Genomic DNA, 21982 nt, shown 5'->3' on the forward strand with positions numbered 1-21982 from the left:
CATGACCTGTGTCCGAACCCAGGTCGGGTGCGAATTCAATGACGCAATCGACTCGTGGTGAACCCGCCTCGCCGTCTCGTGCCGCCCGCAACCGGGGTGTTCGTGGCTGCGGTCGGCGTGGACGCCGCCACCCTCTACGCTGCAACCGCGGGTGGGCGAGCGCCGGGTGCCGAACGAGGCGCTGCCGTTTGGGGGGCAGCGACGCGCGGCGCGGATGCGCTCACATCGTCGATCTTGAAGACGGACACCGCATCACGCAGCCCTTGGGCCTGCTGGGCCATCGACTGCGTAGCAGCCGATGCCTCCTCGACCAGTGCGGCATTCTGCTGGGTCACCTGGTCCATCTGGCTGACCGCTTGACTGACCTGCTCGATACCTGTGCTCTGCTCCGCCGCGGCGGCAGCCATTTCGCTCATGATGTCCGTCACGCGCTTGACCGACTGGACGACCTCGCTGATCGTGCTGCCCGTTTCCTCAACGAGCTTCGAACCCGCGTCCACCCGGCTCGCCGAGTCGCCGATCAGATCCTTGATTTCCTTGGCCGCGCTGGCACTGCGCTGGGCAAGCGTGCGGACTTCGCCTGCCACGACGGCAAACCCCCGCCCTTGCTCACCGGCGCGAGCTGCCTCGACCGCCGCATTGAGCGCGAGGATGTTGGTCTGGAATGCGATTCCTTCGATGACCGTGATGATCTCCGCCATTTTGGCCGAGCTGTCGGAGATGCCGTGCATGGTCTCGACCATCCGCCCGACCACTTCGCCGCCGCGCTGCGCGATGTCTGACGCGGTATTTGCCAGCGAGGTCGCCTGCCTTGCGTTATCGGCGTTGTGACGAACCGTGCCGGCCAGTTCTTCCATGCTCGACGCCGTTTGCTCCAGTGACGCTGCCTGCTCTTCGGTGCGGGAGGACAAGTCGGTGTTGCCGCTCGCAATTTGCGCGCTGGCCGTCGCCACGCTTTCCGCATTGATGCGGACACTGCGCACGACGTCGGCGAGCGAACGTTGCATGGCGCCAAGCGCAGCCAGCAATGGCGAGATTTCGTCGGCATGGGAATCGACGACTGCAACGGTAAAGTTGCCATCGCGAACGCGTTCAGCCACTTTCTGCGCTTCGCCAATACGGCTGCGAAGGCTGCTTCCGATATACCAGGAGAACGCAATGAGGCCGCTCGCGATTATCGCCACGAGGCTCACCAGCAGCACCCGGATCGACTGCAAGGCTCCCTCGATTGCCGCGACCTGACCGCCAAGTTGCTCGCCTTGTCTCGCCCGCTCCTCGCCCAGCCATTTCTGAATGCGTGCGAAGGTCGGGGCCGTCTGCGTTGTCAACATCTGGAACGCTTCGTCACGATGGCCATCCTGAACCAGCCGAAGATTGGCATCCGCCACCGGCCACGCGTCGGCCTGCATTTTGAGCCAGACATTCCGAAAGGCTTCCCTTCCTTCCTCGGTGGCAATGTTGCTCAAGAACGCATCATCGTTGCGACGAATCTGCTGGCGCGCCGCATCGATGCTCTGCGCGGCAACCAGTACGTCGCCAGGCGACGACACCAGCATCGCGTGCCGCAAATTCAGCAATACCTGCGTCACGCTGAGTTCAGTGCTGGCAATGCGCTCCAGCTGTTGCATGCGCACATTGCCCGCAGCGGCTGCAATACGCTGCGCATCGGTCAACTGGATCCACGAGATCGCGGCGACTGCCGTCAAGGCAACGATCAATGTGGCCGACACTGCGTACAGGCGATGAGTCAGGCTGAATCGCGCAAGGAGTTTCATGGGCAATGAATGGAGAGAGTGATCGATCAAGCGGCAAAATCCACGCAGCGGGCATGGGCCAGCGCCTGCCGACGCGGCGCCCACTGACACAACTGATTTACGGCTTGAACGCCGGCCCGGATTAGCGCTCGCTCCAGGAACAGTGCCTTCCTACGATTGCAATGTGTTGGCTTGACCGGTTGTGATAGGCGACTGCGAAGAGATTTCCAACGCTTGCGACACCGTGACGCGTTGCTTTGAGCGACAACACTTGGCCACGTCCTTCAGCCCGATCATTACGTGTGGCTTAAGGCCTGCCGCATCGTTGGGAGCATCGAATGAAGTTTCGCGAGTTGCCGCTGGCAGCGTCGAGCCTTGCCGCGATCCGAAGCCTCTCACCCATCGCGACAACTTGCTGCCGCTTCTTGCGCTCGTGCGCCTCGTGGGCCCCCGCCGCTTCGCCCTCGACACGCGCGCATCCCTACCCTCATCGACACGCATCCGGCCGCAACGAAAGGCACTGACGCGCGGCACGGTAAAATTCGTGCTCGCCGCATTGCGGCGCCGCACCGGGCATGACGTCCGGCGCCGCTTTCCGACGATCGACGACCCCGTGCATCGGCGCCGCCGTCTCGCCGCGTTTCACCCCTTCATCGTGTCCCGGACCATGACTTACTCGCTCGCCACCACCTACACCCGGGAACTCGAAATCCGCAAGAGCCGCTTCATCGCATTCGCGATTCCCGTCGAAGACCGCGACGCTGCGATGCAGGCGCTGCAACAGCTGCGCGACGCGCATCCGGCCGCGACCCACGTCTGCTGGGCGCTGCTCGCGGGCGGACAGTCGGGGATGTCGGACGACGGCGAGCCGTCGGGCACCGCGGGCCGGCCGATCCTCGAAGTGCTGCGCCATCACGATCTGGACGGCGTGCTCGGGGCGGTGGTGCGCTACTACGGCGGCGTGAAGCTCGGCGCGGGCGGCCTGGTGCGGGCATACACCGATGCGATCGCATCGACGCTGCTCGATGCCGAGCGCGTCGAACGGATTCACTACACGCGGCTCGCGATCGAAATCGGCTACCCGGACGAGGCGCGCGTGCGGCGCTGGATAGAACAGGCCGGTTACACGCTCGTCGACAGCGCGTACGGCATGACGGTGCGGCTCGTCATCAAGCTCCCCGAAACCGCCGCCGCCGCGGCCAAAACGGCGTTGTTCGACCTGACGCAGGGCCGTTCGGGCTTCCCGGCGCTGTGACGCAGGCGGCCGCGCGCGGCGGCCTGCGAATGCTCAATACACCTCGGGGACGATCATGCTGTCCGGCACCTGACGACGGATGTAATCCTCGTGATGCTCGCGCTGCGGCAGATCGATCGTCGGGCGCGGCACCTCGTGATACGGCACCTGGGTCAGCAGATGGTGGATGCAGTTCAGCCGCGCGCGCTTCTTGTCGACGGCCTGCACGACCCACCACGGCGCGTCCGGGATGTGCGAACGCTGCAGCATCTCCTCTTTCGCGGCCGTGTAGGCTTCCCAGCGGCGACGGCTCTCGAGATCCATCGGGCTCAGCTTCCACTGCTTCAGCGGATCCTCGATGCGGCTCTGGAAGCGCAGCTCCTGCTCGGGGTCGGTGATCGAGAACCAGTACTTGACGATCTGAATCCCGCTGCGCACGAGCATCTTCTCGAACTCGGGCACCGAGCGGAAGAACTCCTCGTATTCGTCGTCGGTACAGAAGTTCATCACACGCTCGACGCCCGCGCGGTTGTACCAGCTGCGATCGAACAGCACGATCTCGCCGCCGGCCGGCAGATGCGCGACGTAGCGCTGGAAATACCATTGCGTGCGCTCGCGGTTGTTCGGCGCCGGCAGCGCGGCGACGCGGCATACGCGCGGATTCAGCCGCTGCGTGATGCGCTTGATCACGCCGCCCTTGCCGGCCGCGTCGCGCCCCTCGAAGATCACGACGAGCCGGTGCCCGGTGCTGACGACCCAGTCCTGCAGCTTGACGAGCTCACCCTGCAGCCGGAACAGCTCGCGGAAATACTGCTTGCGTACTTCGCGCCGCTCCGGCGAAAACAGCAGATCGTCGGCATTGTCGAAGCGGCGATCGTCGAGCTCCATTTCGAGCTCTTCGTCGTACGCGTCGACGAGATCTTCCTCCAGACGGCGGCGGCGGTCCTCGCGCGCTTCCGGAGCGGTGAAGTCGTCGGTCTCGGTGCGGTTGTCGTTGTCGCCCATGGGGCCTCCTTCCATCAATTGACGCCAAGCAAACGCTTCCATTATCCCAGCGTCGCGCGTCAAATTGATGAAAAAGGGGCCGGTCCGCCGGCGGACCGGCCCGCGCCGTCAGCGGATGATGCGCGTGACGCCGCGCCCGCGCGGGTCGGCCATCGCTTCGGGCGTCCTGCCGTCGATCTTGATCACCTGGATGTCGCCGCTGAAATCCTGCCCCTTCAGCGTATAGCCGCGCGCTTCGAGCTGTGCCGCCAGTTCGCCTTCGATCGGGCGATACGGCTCCCAGTAGATCGTATTCGGCGGCAGCAGCTGATGATGAAAGCGCATCGCGGCCACCGCGTCCTTCAGCGGCATCCTGAAGTCGTAGATGTTGTTGATCACCTGGAAGATCGACGTGAAGATCCGCGAGCCGCCCGGCGTGCCGATCACGAGCGACACCTTGCCGTTCTTCGTCATGATCGTCGGCGACATCGACGACAGCGGGCGCTTGTTCGGCTCGATCGCATTCGCGTCGCTGCCGACCACGCCGAACATGTTCGCGACGCCGGGCTTCGCGGAGAAGTCGTCCATCTCGTCGTTCAGCACGATGCCGGTGCCGTCGGCGATCACGCCCGAACCGAAATAGCCGTTGATCGTGTACGTGTTCGACACCGCGTTGCCCCACTTGTCGACGACCGAGAAGTGGGTCGTCTCGGCCTTCTCCGGCATCGACGTGCCGAGGCCCGGCTGGACGCTCTTCGTATCGCTGATCCGTGACGGGTTCACCTCGGCCGCGCGCTTCGCGAGATACGCGTCGTCGATCAAGCGCGCGATGGGCACCTTGTAGAAGTCGGGATCGCCGAGATACTGCGCGCGATCGGCGAACACGCGCTTCTCGATTTCGGCGACGAGGTGGATGTACTGCGGCGAGTTGAGCTTCACGCCGGCGAAGTCCTGCTTCAGGTCGGCCTTCATCTTCAGCAGCTGCACGAGGCCGATGCCGCCCGAGCTCGGCGGCGGCGCGGTGATCACGTCGTAGCCGTTCCATTTCGCCTGCACCGGCTGGCGCCACACCGCGCGGTATTGCGCGAGATCCTCGGTGGTGATGAGCCCGTTGCCGTCGCCGGTCTTCATCGACGCGGCGATCAGCTCGGCCGTCTTGCCCTTGTAGAAGCCGTTCGCGCCGTCGTTCGCGATGCGTGCGAGCACGTCGGCGAGATCGGGCTGCTTGAAGTTCTCGCCGGCCGTCATCGTCGAGAAGTACTTGTCGAAGTTGGTCTTGCCGCCGAACTCCTTCGATGCGTCGACGCCGCGCTGCGCGAGCTGCTCGTCGACGACGAAGCCGTCGCGCGCATAGTGGATCGCCGGCGCGAGCACCTGCTTCCATTTGAGCTTGCCGAAGCGCTTCTGCGCTTCCCACATGCCGGCCACGGTGCCCGGCACGCCGGCCGCGCGCGGGCCGTAGAGGCTCATGCCCTCGACGACGTTGCCGTTCTTGTCGAGGTACATGTCCTTGGTCGCGGCGAGCGGCGCGCGCTCGCGGTAGTCGATAAAGTACGGCTTGCCGTCCTTGTAGATCGTCATGAAGCCGCCGCCGCCGATGTTGCCGGCCTCGGGATACGTGACGGCGAGCGTGAAGGCGATCGCCACGGCCGCGTCGATCGCATTGCCGCCTTCCTTGAAGATCTGCTCCGCAGCGTCCGCGCTGTACTTGTCGGCCACCGCCACCGCCGAGCTCGTCAGCAGCGCCGGCTGGGGCGCCTTCGCCCAGGCCGGCGCGGCCGGCACGAAGCCGAGGCCCGCTGCCGTTACCAGCACCGCCGCGGATGATTTGAACCGGTTCAGCGTAGTCATTGGATGTTCCCCATGTTGAGTTGCGGGGGCCGGGATCAGGCCCTGATCCGCTTATAGCCGCAGCCGCGGCGGCGCCGATATGTCGATTTCGTAGTCGAGATGGGAATATGCAGGAAGAAGTCGTCGGTGGCTACGGATCGCGATGGGCTGTGTGGGGTTGGGTACATGTTGGCGGGCGGTGAGCGCGAAGTGTGGGCGCGGGTCGGGGCGCGGCTGGCGAGTGCCGTTTGCCGTTTGCCGTCTGCCGTCTGCCGTCTGCCGAGTGCCGAGTGCCGAGTGCCGAGTGCCGAGTGCCGAGTGCCGAGTGCCGAGTGCCGAGTGCAAAAAATCCGCGCGCGAATCGCCCGCTACGCGGGCCGATCTGCGAAGATAGCGCCCCGCTTTCGCGTGCGATCCCGCCCGCCCGGATCGCACGCTTCACGTTTTTTCGTTTCGTCTCGTATGGCATCACACAATGCGCATCATGCGTCGGGATTCGCAGCCGGCGTCGCCGCCGCCGTTCTCGTCGTGCAAACCGGCGCCAGCGGCCCTTGGCATGCGGGCCTGTTCGCCGCATTCGCGGCCGGCGTCGTCGGCGGCACCGCGCCCGACTGGCTCGAAGTCGCGTGGTGGACGCGCAAGCGCCGCCTGTGGATCACGCACCGCACCATCACGCACTGGGGCATCGCCTGGGTTGCGCTGCTCGCGCTCGGCTGGCACGGCCTCACCCATCGTCCGCATCCGCTGTGGGCCGCGCCGCTGTTCGGCTTCGCGTGCGGCGGCGTGATGCATCTGCTCGCCGACTGGCCCAATCCGCTCGGCGTGCCGTGGATCTGGCGGCGTCACTCGCTGAATCTCTGGAAGAGCGGCCACTGCGATCTGCTCGTCGTCGCAGCCGCATGGGGCGGCACGCTTTGGCTCACGCAGTCGCTGTGGACGCGCACGCCCTTGCTCGAGCACTGGCTCGGCTGGTTGCAGCGCGTGTAGGCGCGTTCGGCGCGTCGGTCTCGTCGGTCTCGTCGGTCTCGTCGGTCTCCTCGGTCGCGTCGGTCGCGTCGGTCGCATCGGTCTCCTCGGTCGCATCGGTCGCATCGGTCGCATCGGTCGCATCGGTCGAATCGGTCGAATCGGTCGAATCGGTCGAATCGGTCGAATCGGTCGAATCGGTCGAATCGGTCGAATCGGTCTCGTCGGTCTCATTGGCCGCACGAGCCGCACGTGCACCCGCAAGCAGCTCGCCCGGCCGGCCGCTCCCAGTGCCATTCACACAACAACACAGCCTCCCCCAACCACCCGCCCCCCGTAACCAACCGGCGCCATCCCCACGCGCGCCTATTGAAACCCCGCGCGCGCACCTCATCTGCATTCCTGAAGCGCGCATTCGCCGCGCCGCCCACGCCCGACACGCGCACGCGACGTCTGGCACACTGACGATGCGCGCCGGCCGTTCGCGCGCCCGCCCGCTCGCACCCCATTTCAACGCACCGATGGACGTCACCGCCACCCGCCCCGCCCAAGCGCTCGACGCGTTCCACCCGGCCGTCGCCGCGTGGTTCCGCCGCACGTTCGCCGCGCCGACCGGCGCGCAGGCGCTCGCGTGGCCGCACATCAAGGCGGGCCGCTCGACGCTGGTCGCCGCGCCGACCGGCTCGGGCAAGACGCTCACCGCGTTCCTGTGCGCGCTCGACGATCTCGTGCGCGACGCGCTCGCCCACGATGGCGCGCTGCCCGACGCGACGCTCGTCGTCTACGTGTCGCCGCTGAAGGCGCTGTCGAACGACATCCACGTGAACCTCGACGCGCCGCTCGCCGGCATCGCCGAGTCACTCGCCCGCCTCGGCCTGCCGGTGCCGGCGATCCGCACCGCGGTGCGCACCGGCGACACCACGCAGTCCGAGCGCGCCGCGCTGCGCAAACGCGCGCCGCACATCCTCGTGACGACGCCGGAGTCGCTGTACGTGCTGCTGTCGTCGACGTCCGGGCGGCAGATGCTGTCGAGCGTGCGTTCGGTGATCGTCGACGAGATCCACGCGCTCGCGTCGTCCAAGCGCGGCAGCCATCTGGCGCTGTCGCTCGAGCGCCTCGACACGCTGACGGGCCGCGCGCTGCCGCGCATCGGGCTGTCGGCCACGCAAAAGCCGATCGAGGCGGTCGCGCGCTTCCTGGTCGGCGGCCCGGCCGACGCGCCGCGCGACTGCACGATCGTCGATACTGGCCACACGCGCGAACGCGACCTCGCGCTCGAACTGCCGAACGTGCCGCTCGAACCGGTGATGGCGACCGACGTGTGGGACCAGGTGTACGACCGCATCGCCGCGCTCGCGGCCGCGCATCGCACGACGCTCGTATTCGTGAACACGCGGCGCACCGCCGAACGCATGGCGCGCCATCTCGCGGAGCGTCTCGGCAAGGACGCGATCGCCGCGCATCACGGCAGTCTCGCGAAGGAACACCGCTTCGAGGCCGAACAGCGGCTGAAGCGCGGCGAACTGAAGCTGCTGGTCGCGACCGCGTCGCTCGAACTGGGCATCGACATCGGCGACGTCGATCTCGTCTGCCAGGTCGGCTCGCCGCGCGGCATCGCGCCGTTCCTGCAACGCGTCGGCCGCTCGGGCCACCACGTCGGCGGCGTGCCGAAGGGCCGCCTGTTTCCGCTGTCGCGCGACGAGCTGGTCGAATGCGCGGCGCTGCTCGACTGCGTGCGGCGCGGCGAGCTCGACACGCTGCGCATTCCCGAAGCGCCGCTCGACGTGCTCGCCCAGCAGATCGTCGCCGAGGTCGCCTGCACGCCGTGGCAGGAAGATGCGTTGTACGCGGCCTTCACGCGCGCGGCGCCCTATGCGCGCCTGTCGCGCGAGCGCTTCGACGACGTGCTCAAGATGCTCGCCGAAGGCTTCACGAGCCGGCGCGGCGTGCGCGGCGCGTATCTGCATCGCGACGTGGTCGGCGGCACGGTGCGCGGCCGCCGCAACGCGATGATGACCGCGACGACGTCGGGCGGCACGATCCCCGACATGGCCGACTACGCGGTGCTGCTGGAACCGCAGGGCATCCAGGTCGGCACCGTCAACGAGGATTTCGCGGTCGAGAGCCTGGCCGGCGACGTGTTCCAGCTCGGCAACCAGTCGTACCGGATCATTCGCGTCGAGACGGGCCGCGTGCGCGTCGAGGATGCGCGCGGCCAGCCGCCGAGCATTCCGTTCTGGCTCGGCGAGGCGCCGGGACGCAGCGACGAGCTGTCGGCAGCGGTCGGCCGGCTGCGCGCGCGGCTCGACGGGTTGCTCGCCGAAGGCGACCGGCTCGTGCAGGCCGGCGAACGCGAGCCCGCGCGGATCGATCGGCCGCGCGGCGCGAGCGCGGGCGCGGACGCGAACGGCGCAGCGGCCAAGTCGAAATCGAAGTCGAAGCCGATCGAAGCGTCGCGCAGCAATGCGACAGACACCGCCCTCGCCGCCGCGGAAAGCCGTCTCGCGCCGGCGCTGCGCTGGCTCGTCGACGAGCTTCGGCTATCGCCCGAAGCGGCGCGCCAGATCGTCGATTACCTCGCACGCACGCGCGCGGCGCTGGGCGCGCTGCCGACCCAGCACACGCTCGTGATGGAGCGTTTCTTCGACGAGTCGGGCGGCACGCAGCTGGTGATTCATTCGCCGTTCGGCAGCCGCATCAACCGCGCGTGGGGGCTCGCGCTGCGCAAGCGCTTCTGCCGCAGCTTCAACTTCGAACTGCAGGCGGCCGCGACCGACGACGCGATCGTCCTGTCGCTGTCGCTCGCGCACAGCTTCGCGCTCGACGAAGTGTGGCGCTACCTGCGCTCCGCCAGCGCCGAGCATGTGCTGGTGCAGGCCCTCCTCGACGCGCCGCTGTTCGGCGTGCGCTGGCGCTGGAATGCGACGACCTCGCTCGCGCTGCCGCGCTTCACCGGCGGCCGGCGCACCGCGCCGCAACTGCAGCGGATGAAGAGCGACGATCTGCTCGCGACCGTGTTCCCCGATCAGGCCGCCTGCCTCGAGAACGTCGTCGGCGAACGCGAGATCCCGCATCATCCGCTCGTCGACCAGACGCTCGACGATTGCCTGCACGACGCGATGGACACCGACGGCTGGCTCGCGCTGCTGCGCCGGATCGAAAGCGGCGAAATCGAGCTGATCGCGCGCGACCTGCCCGCGCCGTCGCCGCTCGCGGCCGAGATCCTGAACGCGAAACCGTATGCGTTCCTCGACGATGCGCCGCTCGAGGAGCGCCGCACGCAGGCCGTCCAGTCGCGCCGCTGGAGCGACCCCGAATCCGCCGACGATCTCGGCGCGCTCGACGCCGATGCGATCGCCGCGGTGCGCGACGAAGCGTGGCCGCTCGCACGCGATGCGCACGAAATGCACGACGCGCTGCTCACGCTCGCGTGCGTCGCTGACAGCGAGGCGAACGCGCACGACGGCTGGCCCGCATGGCTCGCGGCGCTCGCCGAACACCGTCGCGCGACGCGCTGCGTCACGCCCGACGGCCAGGTGCTGTGGGTGCCGGTCGAACGTCTGGTGTGCATGCGCGCGCTGCATCCCGACGCACGTTTCAGCCCCGCGCTGAAGGTGCCCGCGGCGTGCGCGCAGCCGTGGGAAGCGGACGCGGCGCTCGTCGACGTGATCCGTGCGCGGCTCACCGGCTTCGGGCCGCTGACGGTCGGCGCGATCGCCGAGCCGCTCGGCCTGCCCCCCGCGTCGGTCGAGACGGCGCTCGCCGCGCTGGAGCGCGAGGGCTACGTGATGCGCGGCCGCTTCACGCCCGGCGCGACGAACGACGAATGGTGCGAACGCCACCTGCTCGCCCGGATTCATCGCTATACGGTCAAGCGCTTGCGCCGCGAGATCGAGCCGGTCGAGCGCGCGGATTTCATGCGGTTCCTGTTGCACTGGCAGCACCTGACGCCCGACACGCGCGGCACGGGCCGCGACGCGCTCGCGGCCGTCGTCGAGCAACTCGAAGGCTACGAGGCGGCGGCCGGCGCCTGGGAAGACGCGCTGCTGCCTGCGCGCCTGACCGACTACACGGCCGGCGGCCTCGACGAGCTGTGCCGCTCGGGCAAGCTCGTGTGGACGCGCATCGGCGCACCGGCACGCGCGGCCGGCACGCCGGTGAAGACCACGCCCGTCGTGCTGCTGCCGCGCCGCCACCTGCGCGCATGGCAGGCGCTGCGCGACCCCGACGCGCAACCGGCGTTGTCCGCGCGCGCGACGCAGGTGCGCGACGCGCTCGTCACCCATGGCGCAATGTTCTTCGACGCGCTGCTCGACGAGTTGCACATGCTCCCCGTCGAGCTCGAGCAGGCGCTCGGCGAGCTGGTGTCTGCCGGCCTCGTGAATGCGGACAGCTTCGCCGGGCTGCGCGCGCTGCTGAAGCCGGCGGTCAAGCGCAGCGCGACGTATGCGCCGCGCACGCGGCGCGGCGGCGCATTGATCGGCGGGATGGACGATGCGGGCCGCTGGGCGCTCGTGCAGCGCGGCGCGGTGCCGGACGATGCGCCGGCGCCCGTGCCGAAGCGCGGCGCAACGGCGACCGATCGCGATGCGCTCGAGCACATCGTGTGGACGCTGCTGCGCCGCTATGGCGTGGTGTTCTGGCGGCTGCTCGAGCGCGAGGCCGAATGGCTGCCGAGCTGGCGGGAGCTCGTGCGCGTGCTGCAACGGCTCGAGGCGCGCGGCGAGATTCGCGGCGGCCGCTTCGTCGCCGGCATCGCGGGCGAGCAGTTCGCGCTGCCGGAAGCGATCCCGGTCCTGCGTGAAGTGCGCCGGCAGCCGGGCGACGGGCAGTTCGTGTGCGTGACCGGCGTCGACCCGCTGAACCTTGCCGGCACGCTGCTGCCCGGCGACAAGGTGCCGGCGCTCGCCGGCAATCGCCTGCTGTTCCGCGACGGCGTGCCGATCGCCTCGCTCGTCTCGGGCACGTTCCACTACGCGGCCGACCTGATGCCCGCCGCGCGCGAGGATGCGCGGCTGCGGCTCGCGCGCCGCCACTGACACAGGCTGACACGCCGCAGGTCGCGGACTACTGAACGCCGCGCCGTTTCGCCATGCCGGTTCGGGTAGCATCGAACGACTCGACGCGCGCCCGACCGCGCGCATCTCACGCGTTCCGGAGACTGCCTTTCATGCCCTCGCATGCCGATTCGCCTGCCGTCCATCACGCAGGCTCGTTGACGATTTTCCAGGGCGCCGCGCTGTATATCGGCGCGGTGCTCGGCACCGGCGTCATTGCGTTGCCGGCGCTCGCCGCCGAGGTCGCCGGGCCGGCCTCGCTGCTCGCGTGGGCGGCGCTCGTCGTGCTGTCCGGGCCGCTGGCGGCGACCGTCGCCGCACTCGGCGCGCGCTATCCCGACGCGGGCGGCGTGTCCACCTACGCGCGCCGCGCGTTCGGGCCGAAGGCCGCGGCGATCGTCGGCTGGTGTTTCTATTTCGCGGTGCCGGCCGGCGCACCGGCCGCCGCGATGTTCGGCGGCGCATACGTGGCGGCCGTGATCGGCGGCGGGCATACGACTGTCGTGGTCACGGCCGCCGCGCTGATCGCCGCCGTATCGGCCGCGAATGCGTTCGGCGTCACGGTGTCGGGCCGCATGCAGCTCGTGTTGTCGGCGTTGCTCGTCACGCTGTTGCTCGCCGCCGTGCTCGCGTCCGCGCCGCATGCGCGCCCGGAGAATCTGCAGCCGTTCGCGCCGCACGGCTGGCTCGCGGTCGGCCAGGCCGCGGCGCTGCTGGTGTGGAGCTTCGCGGGCTGGGAGGCGATCACGCACCTCGCCGCCGAATTCCGCCGGCCGGCGCACGACATGCCGCGCTCGGCCGGCATCGCCGTCGTGGTGGTCGGGTTCCTGTATCTGTCGGTCGCCGCGGCCAGCGTGACGGTGCTCGGCCCGTCGGCCGGCGCGTCGGGCGCGCCGCTCGCGGAACTGATCGCGGGCGGCATCGGCGGCCATGCGCAGGTGCTGGCCGCGGCCGCGGCGCTGCTGCTCACGCTCGGGACGATGAACGCGTATTTCGCCGGCGCGGCGAAGCTCGGGGCCGCGCTCGGGCGCGACGGCGCACTGCCCGCGTGGCTCGCGCAAGGCAGTCAGGTGGGCGGCGTGCCGCGCCGCAGCCTCGGCGTGATCGCGGCGCTGGCCGCCGCCGCGCTGGCCGCGACCGCGTTCTCCGACGTCGGGCCGAAACCGCTCGTGCTCGTCACGTCGGGCTGCTTCGTGATGGTGTACGGGCTCGGCGCCGCCGCCGCGCTGAAGCTGCTGCCACGTGCGAGCGCCGCGTATCGCTGCGCGTGGGTTTCGCTGATCGCCGTGGCCGGGCTGTTTCTGACGACCGGTTGGTATTTGTTCTTCCCGTTGCTGCTGGCGGGCGCGGCGCTGCTTTATCTGCGGCTCGCGCGACGGCGCGCGTGACCGGCGCACTAACGTGCACTAACGCGCATTCGTGCGCGAGGCGCGGCAGCGTGCCGCGTTGCGTCGCCGCACGGCGCGTCGCCGATCGAATCTGTCGGCGCAACGAATCACCCCGATGACGTGAGGCCGGCGCTGAAGCCGCTGCCGGCGCCAGCCGCATCGCCGACCGGACGCTTCGCCGCGAACGACGACACCCGGCACCGCGCACCGGCCAGCCCAACTCAGCGCTCGCGGCGCCCCGGCTTGCGTGCAGCGCGCGGCGCGCGGCTCGCCTGCACGTCGCGCAACCGTGTGCGAGCGATCTCGCGCAGCGCGTCGATCAGCGTCCGGGCCACGGGCGACGGCTGAGCATCGGTGCGCAGCACGAGCCCGACCGGTTCGTCGGCACCGGCCGACGGCAACGGCAAGCGCGCGAGCGTACCGGCCGCGAGATCATATTCGGCCGCGTAGAGCGGCACGAACCACACCGCGTCGTTCTCGAGCGCAAGCGCGCGCGCGACCGACACCGACAACACCTCGATGAACGAATCGAGCGGCGGCGCGCCGCATGCGCCGAGCACCTGCTCGGCCGACTGGCGGATCAGCGTGCCGAACGGCGGCAGCACGACCGGATAGCGCGCCAGTTCGGCGGCCGGCGCGGCGCTGGCGAGCAGCGGATGGCCGGCGCGCACGACCGCGACCAGCGGCTCGTTGTACAACTGCTCGAAGGCGAGTCCGATCATCCGCTCGGGCTCCGACAGACGCCCGATCGCGCATTCGATCGCCCCCGCCTTCAACCGCTCCAGCAGCTCGGCATTCGCGGCCGTCGCGATCCGCACGACGACGCGCGGCCAGCGCGCGGCCAACGCCTTCATCAACGCGGGCGCGAGCGATGCGGCGACCGTCGGCAGCATGCCGATTTCGAGCGTCGCCGCAGCAGCCCCGCCCTCGCGCGCGAGCAGTCCGACGCCCTGCCGCAGCGCGAGCACGCACGCGTTCGCATGCGGGATGAACAGTTGCGCTTCGCGGGTCGGTTGCGCGCCGTGCCGCCCGCGCTCGAACAGCTTCACGCCGAGGATCGCCTCCAGTTCGGCGATCGTCTTCGACACGGCCGGCTGCGTGATCGACAGACTTTCGGCCGCCTTCTGCACGCCGCCCAGTTGCGCGACCGCGAGAAAACACTGCAGGTGCCGGAACTTGACGCGGCCGTCCGCGATACGGTTATTCATAACGGGCAGTTATACGAATGACGATGTAGCGCCATTTTGCATAACTTTCCGGAAAGACCCAAGCGCGCCGCTGCGGCGTTACCCGTGACGCCGCAGCGCGTGGAAACCGGTCGGCTCCCAGATGCGCTTCGCGATCAGCAGGCCCGTTCCGCGCTTCTGCCCGAGCGGCGCCGACGACGACTCCGCATGCAGCGCCGCCGCCTTGCTGCCGAGCCGCCGCAGTTCCTGCTCGAGTTCCGCCGCGGCCGCGTCGGTCAGCATCCCCTGCGAGAACATCATCGTCTCGCCCGGCCCGTCGAAGCGGCTGCCGAGAAAATCGTCGAGCACGTGCGCGTGGAAATACCGCCGAATCGGCCCGCCCGGCAGCCAGTCGAAATCGCGTGCGACGCGCACGCGGATGCGGTCGCCCGGCAGCAGCGCGATCACGTTCATCCGGTCGAGCATCAGCAGGTATTTCACACATTCGGCGTGCGTCAGGCAGTAGGCCGACACGATGTCCTGCACGGTCCAGTAATTGACCGCGCAGACGGCGACCAGCAGCAGCTTCTCGTCCGAGACCAGCAGCGCCTCCTGCTGCTCGGTCAGCACCCGCAGGCGCGGCGCGGACGCCGAGGCCTCCTGCACCAGCTCGGCCAGCGTATAGCCGAGCAGTTGCGCGATCTCGACGACGCGCTCCAGCGTGAAGCGACCGCTCGCGAACAGGCGCTTCACGCTCGTCTCGGACACGTCGAGCGCACGCGCGACGTCGCGATAGGTCATTCCATGCGCCTTCAACAGGCGCTTCAACGTGTGGATGAGTTGGGCGGTTTCGGTCATTCCAGTATCGAAAAATGATGCTCCAGGTCGGATATTAGGCTACCGGCGCATCCGCGTGAGCACTTTGGGTTACTCGTCTGCATAATCCGCTCCGTGCTGTCACCCACCGACGGAGCCGCGATGAACACCCGAACCGACGCCCCTGCCTTCGAGCCGCATCACCCCGCGCCGCGCGCCGCGCGCGACACCGAGCGCATGCTGCCGCTCGCCACGCTGCGCACGCTGGCGGCCGGCGCGCACGTCGGCGATCTGCTGTTCATCCGCGCGCCGTCCCGCAAGCCGGGCGCCGCGGCCGACCACGGCGGCTCGTGGGCCGACCGGTTCGGCATCGTCGTCGATACGTCCGGCGACGAGCCGCTGATCGCCGAACCCGCCTGGGCGCGTACGAAGCTCACGCCGCTGTCGCGTTTCGTCGCCCGGGCCGACGGCGGCCGCATCGCACTGGCGCGCCGCGTCGCGGCCGCGACTGCCGACGCGCAGCGCAGCGTGCACGCGCTGGCCGAACAGCGGATCGATGTGCTGCTCGGCGGCCGCTTCGGCATGCTGGCGGGGCGCGGGTTCTGCGCCAACTACGTCGCCGACGTGATCGGCGCCGACCGCGCGGCGACGGCCGCCGCGCTACTGCGCAGCGGCCGGCTGTCGGTCGAGTTCGACGGGATCGTGTTCGATCCCGCCCGCCCGTAACGGCGAACCGCGCGGCGCGCGGGGAGACCTTCGAACAAAAACAAGAAGAACCGACAAAAAGCAGCGACGGGCGGGCTGGAGGGCCGTGCACGGAGTCGTCACCGACGATGCGACGCCCGATCGCTTTCTCCGCCGGACGGATCTTCTGTCCGGCGGATCTTTCATTGGGCGGCCGACCATAACTCCCGGTTATGCAATTCGCGAAAAAAGGTCATTTTTCATAACTTTCCGGATTAGCTAAAGTCCTGCCATCCACTCACGCGAAATAACCCAACAGGAGACGCCCGATGGATTCCCCCACGATTCTCACGCCGCGCGACTGGCCGTCGCATCCCGCGTATGTCCATCCCGACTACCGTTCGTCGGTCAAGCGCGGCCCGACGCGCCCGATGATCCCGCTGAAGGAGCGGCTGCGCGACCAGTACGCGCCCGTCTACGGCGCGGAAGATCTCGGCCCGCTCGACCACGACCTGACGAAGAACGCGGTGAAGAACGGCGAACCGCTCGGCGAGCGCATCGTCGTCACGGGCCGCGTGCTCGACGAGGGCGGCAAACCGGTGCGCAACACGCTCGTCGAAGTGTGGCAGGCGAACGCGGCCGGCCGCTACGTGCACAAGGTCGACCAGCACGACGCGCCGCTCGATCCGAACTTCCTCGGCGCGGGCCGCTGCATGACCGACGCCGAAGGCCGCTACCGCTTCCTGACGATCAAGCCCGGCGCCTATCCGTGGGGCAACCATCCGAACGCGTGGCGTCCGAATCACATCCACTTCTCGCTGTTCGGCGACTACTTCGGCTCGCGCCTCGTCACGCAGATGTACTTCCCCGGCGACCCGCTGCTCGCGTACGACCCGATCTTCCAGGGCACGCCGGAGGCCGCGCGCGATCGCCTGATCTCGCGCTTCTCGCTCGACACCACCGAAGAAGGCCATGCGCTCGGCTACGAATTCGACATCGTGCTGCGCGGCCGTGACGCTACCCCGATGGAGCGCTGAACCATGACGACGCTGAAGCAAACCCCTTCGCAAACCGTCGGCCCGTACTTCGCGTACGGCCTGTGCCCGCAGCAATACGGTTACGACCTGAAGAGCCTGTTCACGCCGACGATCGCCGCACCGCATGCCGACGGCGAGCACGTGCTGCTGGTCGGGCAGGTGTTCGACGGCGACGGCAACGTCGTCAGCGACGCGATGCTCGAATTCACGCAGGTGGACGGCGCCGGCCGCTTTCCGGCATCGCGCGACGACGTCGCGAAGTCCGGCTTCACGGGCTTCGCGCGGGTCGGCACGGGCACCGATGCGCAGCACCGCTTCGTCGTCGAGACGGTGAAGCCCGGCCGCATCGCCGCCGACGAAGCACCGCACATCAACGTGACGGTGATGATGCGCGGGATCCTCACGCATGCGTTCACGCGCGTGTATTTCGACGACGAAGCCGCGGCGAACGCGGCCGATCCGGTGCTCAACCTGGTGCCCGCCGAGCGTCGCGCGACGCTGGTGGCGAAGCGCGACGCGCAGCCGGGGCGCCCGGTCGTGTATCGGTTCGACGTCCGCATGCAGGGGCCGGACGAAACCGTGTTCTTCGACGTGTAATTGCGCCGGCCGGTATCGGCCGGTCGATCACACCGGACCGCCGGGTCGACGCGCCGCCAGCAGGCGCGTCGTCCGGCGGTTTCGTTTTTCTCGCGAGCTTCGATGCCGTGTCGCAACATCCACGACCGGCGTGGGCGGATGCGCGCCCGTTCGGCGAATTCTGAACATGTATCAAACATGCGCTTGAAACGCATGCTGCACGAGCACATCGATTTCCTCAGACACGCGATATCGTTTGCGTGTTGTGCGGCGTATGCTTTCTTATCGCAAGCGAAGTGCCGCGATTGAATCGGGCCGCGCAGCAATTGCCCGAGCGATGCGTGATTCAAGCGGCGGCTCATTCGCGCGGTTTTTCTGACCGAGTGCCTTTAAACGCGCCTGTCCCATACCCGGCAGGCGCTTTTTTTGTTCTTCGAGGCCGTAATCGATGCCCGTGTGTCGCAGCGCAGCGAGAGACCCAAGCGGCTCGAACGTGCCGTGCAAACAGCGCCTCTGCTCTGCGAAAATCCCCCGACGTACGGCGACGATGTACTCGAAGCGCGCGCGGTCATCGGCCGTCGCGACGTGATACTCGATTCGCGTGACACGCTTCGACGTGTCGAGCGTGTCTCCTCCTGTTCCTTGCCCTAACCCACCGGACCCGACCGTGCCCCACTCGCTCCTGCGCAGAAAACTACTGATCGGATTACCGCTGCTCGCCGGCACGTGCATGGCTCCCGCGCTGCGCGCAGCCGAAGAATCGCCGCTTGCCGAAATCGAGCGCAGAAGCGGCGGCCGCCTCGGCGTGTTCGCGATCGATACCGGCTCGGGACGCACGCTCGGCCATCGCGCCGACGAACGTTTCCTGATGTGCAGCACGTTCAAGGGACTGCTCGCCGCGCAGATCCTGGCACGCGTCGACAGCGGCTCGGAGCGGCTAGATCGCCTCGTCCACTACACGGAAAAGGACCTGATTTTCACGTCGCCGGTGACGAAGGCCAACGTCGCTCAGGGTGCGATGTCGATCGAGGCGCTCTGCCGCGCGGTTTTGGTGGAGAGCGACAACACGGCCGCGATCCTGCTGATGCGCAGCGCCGGCGGCCCTGCGGCGCTGACGCGCTTCGTTCGCGGCCTCGGCGATACCGTGACGCGCTCCGACCGCTACGAGCCCGACTCGAACCGCTATCACGGCGTGCTCGACACCACCACGCCGAAGGCCATCGCCGCCACGGCGCAGCGCCTGCTGCTCGGCGACGTGCTCAGCGCCGGCTCGCGCGCGCGACTGGAGCGCGGCATGACCGACTGCAAGCCGGGGCTCAACCGGATTCGCGCCGTGTTGCCCGCCGGTTGGCAAGCCGCCGACCGGCCCGGCACCAGCGTCGACCGCGAGACGAACGACTACGCGCTAGTCCGTCCGCCCGGGCGCGCGCCGTTGCTCGTCGCCGTCTACTACGACGCGCCGGGTGTCAGCATGGACGCACGCGAGGCCGTGTTGCGCGAGGCCGGCTCGGCATTCGTGCAGTGGGCGACGAACGCGGGATGAACGGCGCCGACATGCGAAACCGGAAGATCGATTTCCTGCGGGGCTTTTCGATCCTGCTCGTGCTGTTTCACCATTTGAATATCGCTTACCGGCTCGACGACACTGCGCTGTCGCACGTATTCGGCTGGAATGCGGTGCGTGCCGTTGCGCGAAACGGCAACTACGGCGTCACGATGTTCTTCGTGATCTCCGGCTATCTGATCACGACGAACGCGATGCGGCGCTGGTCCGAACTCGGCCACGTCGATCTCGGAACGTTCTATGCGCTGCGCATCGCCCGCATCGTCCCCTGCCTGTTGCTGTTGTTGGCCATCGTCAACGCGCTGGCGCTGGCCGGCATCGCGATCTTTCAGAATCATTCGCCGGCCGGCACGCCGGTTTCGTTCTGGCTGGTGAATCTCGCGTCGTTGACGTTCTGGATGAACGTGCTGGTCGGCTCTCACGGCTGGACCAACTATGCGCTCGGCGTGTTGTGGTCGCTTTCCGTCGAGGAAGTGTTTTATCTGTCGTTTCCGCTGCTGTGCGTCGCGCTTCGCCGGGAGGCGCGGCTCGTGGCGTTCTGGCTGGCGTGCATCGTCGCCGGCCCCGCCTATCGTTTCTTCCACCAAGGCGACGAGGGCGGCTATCTCTATGCGTATCTCGCCTGCTTCGATGCCATCGCCATCGGTTGCTGCGCGGCCCTGCTCGCACGCAAAGTCAAATGGCACGGCCGCGCGCAGACCATGTTCACGGGGTTGACGGCCGCGGGCATGGCGCTCGTCTACCTGTCCTGGCCGATCGGGCAAAGCAACGTGCTCGGCGTGACCGCCATTGCCTTCGGCACGGCGGTTCTGTTGCTGTCCGCGAATTGCGCAGCCGGCACGTCGCTGCGGCCCGCGCGCGTGTCCGCGCTCATCGAAGCGCTCGGCAAGCTCAGCTACGAGCTCTATCTGTTCCACCTTATCGTGCTCGGCTTGCTGAGGACCAGTTATCCGCCGTCGCATGTCACCGGCGACGAGAAATTGGCGCTTCTCGTCGGCTATCTGCTCCTTTCCGTCGGCCTGGGCGCAACCATTGCGCGCAACTACGCCGAGCCGTCGAACCGCGTCGTCCGGAAGTGGCTGATGCCGAGACGTGCCAATCGGCAAGCGAACGCTCCGCGCCGAATCGGCGCGACGTCGAAGCCCCCCGATCTGGATTCGCACGAGCGGCTCGAATGAGCCGCCGCGGCGTCCGCAAGTTCGCCCGGCTTCCCCGCGCCGCTCGGCATCGTGTGCCGCGCCTGCGTCAGATAGAAAAAATATCTCCAAATCATCGGAATCAAAAAAGATAGGGAAATTGGCTTCTCCTTGCCGGACGATATGATTCCCCAATCGCACGCACTACCCGATATGTGGGAAGCAGTCGCGCGCAGCAAGCGAGCCGTCGTCGACCGGCTCGCGCGGTGCCCGCTCTGAACGGAAAGGACACGCATGGCCCTCGACGCAAGACAACCTTCGATGCAAGCCCGTCTCAGTCATGGCGGACGGTATCCCGGCCGTTTGCCAGGCACGCTCGGCCTACCCTCGGCGAACCTCACCCGCCCGTTTTCTTCAACGACGCCTATTCATGCAAACGCACCGGACCATTCCGGACGGGGAATCTGCCATGCCTGACGCGAGCCTCGACCCGAGCCGCCTGCCTCCATCGCTGTGGGCGGCCACCGCCGCGCCCGCCGCTGCAACTGCGCCGCTGCCGAGCGGCACGTACTTCGCGGACCTGCTCGTCATAGGCGCCGGCTTCACGGGCCTGAGCGCCGCGCTGCATGCGGCCGAGCGCGGCGCCCGGGTGGTCGTGCTGGAGGCAGCGGAGATCGGCTGGGGCGCGTCGGGCCGCAACAACGGACAGGTGATCCCGGCCATGACGCGCGCGGATCCTGACGCGATCGTTGCCGAGTACGGCGCGGACAAGGGCGAAACGCTCGTCTCGCTGATCGGCGAATCTGCGAACACCGTGTTCGAGCTCGCACGCCGGCACCGGATCGACTGCGCGGCCGTGCAGGCTGGATGGATGCAGCCCGCACATCGCGCGAGCCGCCTGGCGCTTGCGCGCTCGCGCGTCGAGCAATGGCGGCGGCGCGGCGTCGAAGTGGAGTTGCTGGATCGCGATCGCACCGCCGAATTGACCGGCTCGTCGTTCTGGCACGGCGGCTGGCAGAACCCGACCGGCGGGCACGTGAATCCGCTTGCGTTCGTCCGCGGACTGGCGCGCGCCGCGCAGGACGCGGGCGCGTGCATCCATACGCACACGCCCGTGTCGTCGCTGACGCGACAGGGCACGCACTGGGTAGCCGCGCACGGCGACGCGGCGGTGCATGCCAGCCGGGTCGTGATTGCCACGCACAGTTACAGCGGCCACGCAACGCGCGCGCCGTGGCCCGGCATTGCGAAGGCGCTGCTGCCGATGCGCTCGTATCAGATGGCCACCCAGCCGCTACCGGCCGATCTGCGCGCCTCGATCCTGCCGCTCGATCACGCGATGTCCGATACGCAATCGGATCTCCACTTCGCCCGCTTCGATCGCGACGGGCGGCTTGTGACCGGCGGCGCGCTCGTCGTGCCGATGGGTTATGAGCGCCGGCTGCCGCAGCGCATCGGTGCGCGCGTGCGGCGGATGTTTCCGCAGCTGAACGACGTGCCGCTTCGTTTCGAATATCTGTGGCATGGCGACTTCGCCGTCACGCCGGACCGGATGCCTCGCTTCGTGAAACTGGATGACGGTCTGTACACGTGGTTCGGCTGCAATGGTCGCGGCGTCGCATTGTCGACCGCGGTCGGCCCCGAGCTTGCGGAAGTGGCACTGACGGGCGACGAGCGCGCGTCGCGGCTGCCGTTTTCCACGTTGCGGACGATCGCCGCCCATGGGCTCGTCAGGCGTGTTGCGATCGGCGCGATGCTCTATTACCGCTGGAAAGATCACCGCGATTAGG

General features: G+C 68.3%; 16 protein-coding genes. 10 read left to right on the forward strand and 6 right to left on the reverse strand.

Annotation, left to right across the window (positions count from 1 at the left end; translation table 11 throughout):
• Window positions 1-134 precede the first annotated feature (134 nt).
• Window positions 135-1775 (reverse strand): methyl-accepting chemotaxis protein, encoded by a 1641-nt coding sequence (locus MYA_RS21460; RefSeq protein WP_041494155.1) that lies wholly within the window; start codon window positions 1773-1775, stop codon window positions 135-137.
• 646 nt (window positions 1776-2421) lie between these two features.
• Here MYA_RS21460 and MYA_RS21465 point away from each other — a divergent pair.
• The gene (locus tag MYA_RS21465; RefSeq protein ID WP_011882035.1) at window positions 2422-3009 is read left to right on the forward strand and encodes an IMPACT family protein; all 588 of its coding nucleotides are present in this window, start codon (window positions 2422-2424) and stop codon (window positions 3007-3009) included.
• A gap of 33 nt (window positions 3010-3042) precedes the next feature.
• Here MYA_RS21465 and ppk2 read toward each other — a convergent pair whose 3' ends face one another.
• Together ppk2 and ggt are read right to left on the reverse strand one after the other, a co-directional pair.
• Window positions 3043-3993 carry a polyphosphate kinase 2 gene (ppk2, locus tag MYA_RS21470; protein WP_014725030.1) on the reverse strand — a complete coding sequence of 317 codons (951 nt, stop codon included), beginning with the start codon at window positions 3991-3993 and terminating at the stop codon, window positions 3043-3045.
• A gap of 108 nt (window positions 3994-4101) precedes the next feature.
• Window positions 4102-5823, reverse strand: a complete 1722-nt coding sequence (ggt, locus tag MYA_RS21475) for a gamma-glutamyltransferase (RefSeq protein ID WP_014725031.1) — start codon at window positions 5821-5823, stop codon at window positions 4102-4104.
• Between the two features lie 441 nt (window positions 5824-6264).
• Between ggt and MYA_RS21480 the strand changes: the two genes are divergently transcribed.
• From MYA_RS21480 to MYA_RS21495, 3 genes are all read left to right on the forward strand, one after another.
• Entirely contained in the window at window positions 6265-6789 is a 525-nt protein-coding gene (locus tag MYA_RS21480) for a metal-dependent hydrolase (RefSeq protein ID WP_011882032.1), read from the forward strand.
• Window positions 6790-7289: 500 nt separating this feature from the next.
• Window positions 7290-11807, forward strand: coding sequence for a DEAD/DEAH box helicase (locus MYA_RS21490; protein ID WP_041494156.1), 4518 nt, complete (start codon window positions 7290-7292; stop codon window positions 11805-11807).
• Window positions 11808-11938: 131 nt separating this feature from the next.
• Window positions 11939-13213 carry an APC family permease gene (locus tag MYA_RS21495; protein WP_014725033.1) on the forward strand — a complete coding sequence of 425 codons (1275 nt, stop codon included), beginning with the start codon at window positions 11939-11941 and terminating at the stop codon, window positions 13211-13213.
• A gap of 221 nt (window positions 13214-13434) precedes the next feature.
• Here MYA_RS21495 and pcaQ read toward each other — a convergent pair whose 3' ends face one another.
• A complete protein-coding gene (gene pcaQ / locus MYA_RS21500; protein ID WP_011882029.1) occupies window positions 13435-14421 on the reverse strand; it encodes a pca operon transcription factor PcaQ in 987 nt (328 codons plus the stop codon).
• Window positions 14422-14499: 78 nt separating this feature from the next.
• A complete protein-coding gene (locus MYA_RS21505; RefSeq protein WP_011882028.1) occupies window positions 14500-15237 on the reverse strand; it encodes a helix-turn-helix domain-containing protein in 738 nt (245 codons plus the stop codon).
• A gap of 120 nt (window positions 15238-15357) precedes the next feature.
• Here MYA_RS21505 and MYA_RS21510 point away from each other — a divergent pair, with 120 nt between their 5' ends.
• The 3 genes from MYA_RS21510 (at window position 15358) to pcaG (ending at window position 17513) form a co-directional block, all read left to right on the forward strand.
• Entirely contained in the window at window positions 15358-15921 is a 564-nt protein-coding gene (locus MYA_RS21510; RefSeq protein WP_014725035.1) for a YiiX/YebB-like N1pC/P60 family cysteine hydrolase, read from the forward strand.
• 287 nt (window positions 15922-16208) lie between these two features.
• Window positions 16209-16916: a protocatechuate 3,4-dioxygenase subunit beta gene (pcaH, locus tag MYA_RS21515; protein WP_014725036.1), complete on the forward strand. Its 708-nt coding sequence runs from the start codon at window positions 16209-16211 to the stop codon at window positions 16914-16916.
• 3 nt (window positions 16917-16919) lie between these two features.
• Window positions 16920-17513 carry a protocatechuate 3,4-dioxygenase subunit alpha gene (gene pcaG, locus MYA_RS21520; RefSeq protein ID WP_011882025.1) on the forward strand — a complete coding sequence of 198 codons (594 nt, stop codon included), beginning with the start codon at window positions 16920-16922 and terminating at the stop codon, window positions 17511-17513.
• Window positions 17514-17774: 261 nt separating this feature from the next.
• Here pcaG and MYA_RS31845 read toward each other — a convergent pair whose 3' ends face one another.
• Window positions 17775-18218 carry a hypothetical protein gene (locus tag MYA_RS31845; protein WP_162471375.1) on the reverse strand — a complete coding sequence of 148 codons (444 nt, stop codon included), beginning with the start codon at window positions 18216-18218 and terminating at the stop codon, window positions 17775-17777.
• A 4-nt stretch (window positions 18219-18222) separates the two neighbouring features.
• Here MYA_RS31845 and bla point away from each other — a divergent pair, with 4 nt between their 5' ends.
• The 3 genes from bla to MYA_RS21535 all read left to right on the forward strand — a co-directional run bounded on the left by bla (window position 18223) and on the right by MYA_RS21535 (window position 21981).
• The gene (gene bla, locus MYA_RS21525; protein ID WP_014725037.1) at window positions 18223-19035 is read left to right on the forward strand and encodes a class A beta-lactamase; all 813 of its coding nucleotides are present in this window, start codon (window positions 18223-18225) and stop codon (window positions 19033-19035) included.
• The gene (locus tag MYA_RS21530) at window positions 19032-20234 is read left to right on the forward strand and encodes an acyltransferase family protein (RefSeq protein WP_014725038.1); all 1203 of its coding nucleotides are present in this window, start codon (window positions 19032-19034) and stop codon (window positions 20232-20234) included. Before bla ends, MYA_RS21530 begins: the two co-directional genes overlap by 4 nt.
• 427 nt (window positions 20235-20661) lie before the next feature.
• On the forward strand, window positions 20662-21981 hold the full coding sequence (locus MYA_RS21535; protein ID WP_014725040.1) for an NAD(P)/FAD-dependent oxidoreductase: 1320 nt from the start codon (window positions 20662-20664) through the stop codon (window positions 21979-21981).
• Window position 21982: the final 1 nt, after the last annotated feature.

It is taken from the genome of Burkholderia sp. KJ006 (assembly GCF_000262695.1).
GTDB classification, from domain to species: domain Bacteria; phylum Pseudomonadota; class Gammaproteobacteria; order Burkholderiales; family Burkholderiaceae; genus Burkholderia; species Burkholderia vietnamiensis.

Coding starts and splice junctions, on each gene's coding strand:
- MYA_RS21460 (WP_041494155.1), bottom strand. CDS start 1,775: ATGAAACTCCTTGCGCGATTCAGCCTGACTCATCGCCTGTACGCAGTG.
- MYA_RS21465 (WP_011882035.1), top strand. CDS start 2,422: ATGACTTACTCGCTCGCCACCACCTACACCCGGGAACTCGAAATCCGC.
- ppk2 (WP_014725030.1), bottom strand. CDS start 3,993: ATGGGCGACAACGACAACCGCACCGAGACCGACGACTTCACCGCTCCG.
- ggt (WP_014725031.1), bottom strand. CDS start 5,823: ATGACTACGCTGAACCGGTTCAAATCATCCGCGGCGGTGCTGGTAACG.
- MYA_RS21480 (WP_011882032.1), top strand. CDS start 6,265: ATGGCATCACACAATGCGCATCATGCGTCGGGATTCGCAGCCGGCGTC.
- MYA_RS21490 (WP_041494156.1), top strand. CDS start 7,290: ATGGACGTCACCGCCACCCGCCCCGCCCAAGCGCTCGACGCGTTCCAC.
- MYA_RS21495 (WP_014725033.1), top strand. CDS start 11,939: ATGCCCTCGCATGCCGATTCGCCTGCCGTCCATCACGCAGGCTCGTTG.
- pcaQ (WP_011882029.1), bottom strand. CDS start 14,421: ATGAATAACCGTATCGCGGACGGCCGCGTCAAGTTCCGGCACCTGCAG.
- MYA_RS21505 (WP_011882028.1), bottom strand. CDS start 15,237: ATGACCGAAACCGCCCAACTCATCCACACGTTGAAGCGCCTGTTGAAG.
- MYA_RS21510 (WP_014725035.1), top strand. CDS start 15,358: ATGAACACCCGAACCGACGCCCCTGCCTTCGAGCCGCATCACCCCGCG.
- pcaH (WP_014725036.1), top strand. CDS start 16,209: ATGGATTCCCCCACGATTCTCACGCCGCGCGACTGGCCGTCGCATCCC.
- pcaG (WP_011882025.1), top strand. CDS start 16,920: ATGACGACGCTGAAGCAAACCCCTTCGCAAACCGTCGGCCCGTACTTC.
- bla (WP_014725037.1), top strand. CDS start 18,223: ATGGCTCCCGCGCTGCGCGCAGCCGAAGAATCGCCGCTTGCCGAAATC.
- MYA_RS21530 (WP_014725038.1), top strand. CDS start 19,032: ATGAACGGCGCCGACATGCGAAACCGGAAGATCGATTTCCTGCGGGGC.
- MYA_RS21535 (WP_014725040.1), top strand. CDS start 20,662: ATGCCTGACGCGAGCCTCGACCCGAGCCGCCTGCCTCCATCGCTGTGG.